This is a genomic window from Marinobacter sp. UBA2498 (genome assembly GCF_002341575.1).
GTDB classification, from domain to species: domain Bacteria; phylum Pseudomonadota; class Gammaproteobacteria; order Pseudomonadales; family Oleiphilaceae; genus Marinobacter; species Marinobacter manganoxydans.
This window is the reverse complement of sequence record NZ_DDOI01000128.1, coordinates 10900-14151: the sequence shown is the minus strand read 5'-3', so window position 1 is coordinate 14151 and position 3252 is coordinate 10900. Positions and strand designations below refer to the sequence as shown.

Below are 3252 nucleotides of genomic sequence, written 5' to 3'. Positions count from 1 at the left end.
CGGCCATGTTGGTGGCGATGGTGACTGCGCTGATGCGGCCCGCCTGGCTGATGATCTCTGCTTCCTGCTCGTGATAGCGGGCATTCAGGACCTTGTGGGGAATTTTTTTCTGCGTCAAAAGAGCCGCGAGCATTTCCGACTTTTCGATGGAGACCGTTCCGACCAGCACCGGTTGACCGCGTTTGCTGCAATCTTCAATTGTTTCCACGATCGCCGCATATTTCTCTTCCGCTGTCCGGTAAACCTCATCGTCGGAATCAATACGGGCAACCGCAACATTGGTGGGCACCTCGACGACTTCAAGGCCGTAGATTTCGAGAAATTCGTCTGCCTCTGTGGCGGCCGTGCCGGTCATGCCGGAAAGTTTTTCATAGAGCCGGAAATAATTCTGGAAGGTGATGGAGGCGAGTGTCTGGTTCTCCGGCTGGATCGTTACCTTTTCCTTGGCTTCCAGCGCCTGATGCAGTCCTTCCGAATAGCGGCGTCCCTCCATCATGCGGCCGGTGAACTCGTCGATGATGACGACCTTGTCGTCCTTCACGATGTAGTGATCGTCCAGCTTGAACATCAGGTTGGCGCGCAGGCCTTCGTTCATGTGGTGGACGACCTGCGTGTTCTCGACATCGTAGAGATTGTCGGTTTCGAGCAGGCCCGACGCGACAAGGCGCTGTTCGATCTCTTCCGCGCCTTCCTCGGTCAGGGAGACGGTGCGGCTCTTCTCGTCGGTGTCGTAGAAGCCCACGCCTTCGCTGGAGCTGTCGGGGATCGCGTTGTGATCGGCGACGAAGTTCTTAATCACCTGGTCGATCGTCACGTAGAGATCGGTCTTGTCCTCGGTCGGGCCGGAGATGATCAGCGGGGTGCGCGCTTCGTCGATCAGGATCGAGTCGACTTCGTCGATGATCGCATGGTTGAACGGGCGCTGCACCATCTGGCTGCGCTCGTGCTTCATGTTGTCGCGCAGGTAGTCGAAGCCGAATTCGTTGTTGGTACCGTAGGTAATATCGGCCTGGTAGGCTGCCCGCTTTTCCTCCGCTGGCTGGCCCGAGGCCACGACACCCACCTGCATGCCCAGGAACCGATAGAGCTTGCCCATCCAGTCGGCATCACGACGGGCCAGGTAATCGTTCACGGTAACCACGTGGACACCCTTGCCGGACAACGCGTTGAGGTACACGGAAGCGGTAGCAACCAGCGTCTTGCCCTCACCGGTCTTCATTTCCGCGATCCGGCCTTCGTGCAGGGTGATACCACCGATCAGCTGGACGTCGTAATGACGCATACCCATAACCCGGCGGCCCGCTTCACGCACGGTTGCGAAGGCTTCCGCAAGAAGCGCATCCAGGGATTCGCCTTCGTCGATCCGACGACGGAACTCCGCGGTCTTGCCCTGCAACTCGGAGTCGGACAGATTGCCATATTGCTCTTCAAGCTCGTTAATGCGCATGACCGTCTTGCGCATTCTCTTGATTTCTCTGGCGTTTTTACTGCCGAACATCTTGGTTGCAAGCTTTGTGAACATAGACCACTGCTTCTTTGATTAAACGGAGGAAGCCGGCATTCTAACCTTATTTTGTAACAGGACAAAAGGTAGGCCTCACACAGGCGCAATAAGTCGCTGATGAGGCACCGGATTCACGGATAAAAACTGGCCGGAGGCCGACTGGCGGGAAAGTACTGACAACGGCTTGCGGGCCGGAACCGAATTAGCGGCTCGCCCGCTTGATGTAGGTTTCCGGGTTTTCAGACTTGCCATTCCGGATGACTTCAAAGTGCACGTGAGGCCCGGTGGAACGGCCTGTGCTGCCCATCAGCGCGACTACCTGGCCTTTCTGGACAACATCGCCCACCTTCACCTTGATAGTCTTGCAGTGGGCATAGCGGGTTATCAGACCATCACCATGGTCGACTTCCACAAGGTTACCGTAGCCATAGCGCTCTCCGGCATAGGTAACGACACCGCCGGCGACCGAAATAATGTCACTGCCATCCTTGCCGGCCAAATCAACACCGGCATGCCAGGTCCGCTTGCCGGTAAACGGATCGGACCGGTAACCGTACTTCGAAGACAGCCAGCCCCAGGTGATCGGACGGCCTTCCAGGTACAGCTCATCTTCGAGCCGCTTGCTGGAGGCCAGCTGGTCGAGCAACCGCAGTTGCTGCTCGCGGTCTTCGATTCGCCATTCCATTTCCTCAATCATCCGGGTCAGCTCAGGTGCGGAGAAGGAATCCCCGGACAAGGCATCTTCTGGCCCGCCGACTGCAGCCGGCTGATCGAAGTTGAATTCGTCACTGGCCACGAGGCCGGATTCCACAAACCGCTGGCCCAGCGCATCCAGTCGCAGGAGACGGCCCTGGATCTCGCCGAGGCGAAGAGTCAGCGCATCAACCTGTTGCTGAACGTTCTCCTCAATACTGGCCAGTTCTGCCTTCTGGTCTGCCAGCTTCTGTTTCCAATCGGCGACCAGCTCGGAGTTGGTGGGCTCTCTGGCCTCTACCTGCTGCACAGCCATTTGATACCCTGCCCAGCCGGCCGCGACCAGCAGGGAGAGCACGAGGAACAGCAAGCAGGCAGCAAGCGTGCTGTTGATCGACAGCACACGGGACTTTCCGTGGCGTTTGCCAACGAGAATAATGTTCATATCATCATCTGGTTTCATCGTTGAGCCGCAACCGCATCCTGTAGTGTTGCGCCCCGGAAAAATCCGAAGGGGGTCTGCCATCCTTTGGCAACAGCTACATACTGAAAAAATTGCAGCGCCCGGTAGACATACTCATTTATCACAATGTAAAACGAGTGTAATACAGGCACTACGCATAAACCGTGCCGAAGTGTAACCAATCGTAAACGCAGCCGTCGAGTAAAAACGCCGCCATGAAACGCAAAAGCGAGCAAAAAATGACCTTCGACAAGCTTGGCAGAACCCCGGTACTGAAGGATCTTGTGGCAAAGGCCGAGCTCCATCGACAGGCGGAAGGAGAAGTCCTGGCCGCCCTGCCGAGCGAGCTGTTCAACGGGACACGCTTTGTCAGCTGCAAGGACGGAGAGCTGGTCCTGACCACCGAAACCGCGGGTAAAGCGAGTCAGATCCGGTTCCGCCAGCACGAAATCATGGAAAAGCTGCGAGAGAACGAACTGTTCCGGTTCGTCTGGAAACTGAAGGTCAAGGTTGCCCCGCCCAGATTCCGGGAAAAGCTGGTTTTCAAAAAAGAGCCTTTGAGCAAAGAAAATGCCCGGCTCCTCAAAGAGGA

General features: G+C 56.8%; 3 protein-coding genes. 1 reads left to right on the top strand and 2 read right to left on the bottom strand.

Features of this window, described 5'->3' with window-relative positions; genetic code table 11:
• The coding region (gene secA, locus B2W52_RS17870; protein WP_286803831.1) for a preprotein translocase subunit SecA at positions 1–1522 on the bottom strand (1522 nt) is incomplete at its 3' end.
• A 184-nt stretch (positions 1523–1706) separates the two neighbouring features.
• Complete coding sequence (locus tag B2W52_RS17865) at positions 1707–2660, bottom strand: M23 family metallopeptidase (RefSeq protein ID WP_008176493.1); 954 nt, start codon at positions 2658–2660, stop codon at positions 1707–1709.
• Positions 2661–2875: 215 nt separating this feature from the next.
• On the opposite strand from B2W52_RS17865, the gene B2W52_RS17860 reads away from it, so the two are divergent.
• On the top strand, positions 2876–3252 hold a 377-nt coding region (locus B2W52_RS17860; RefSeq protein WP_349677084.1), incomplete at its 3' end, for a DciA family protein.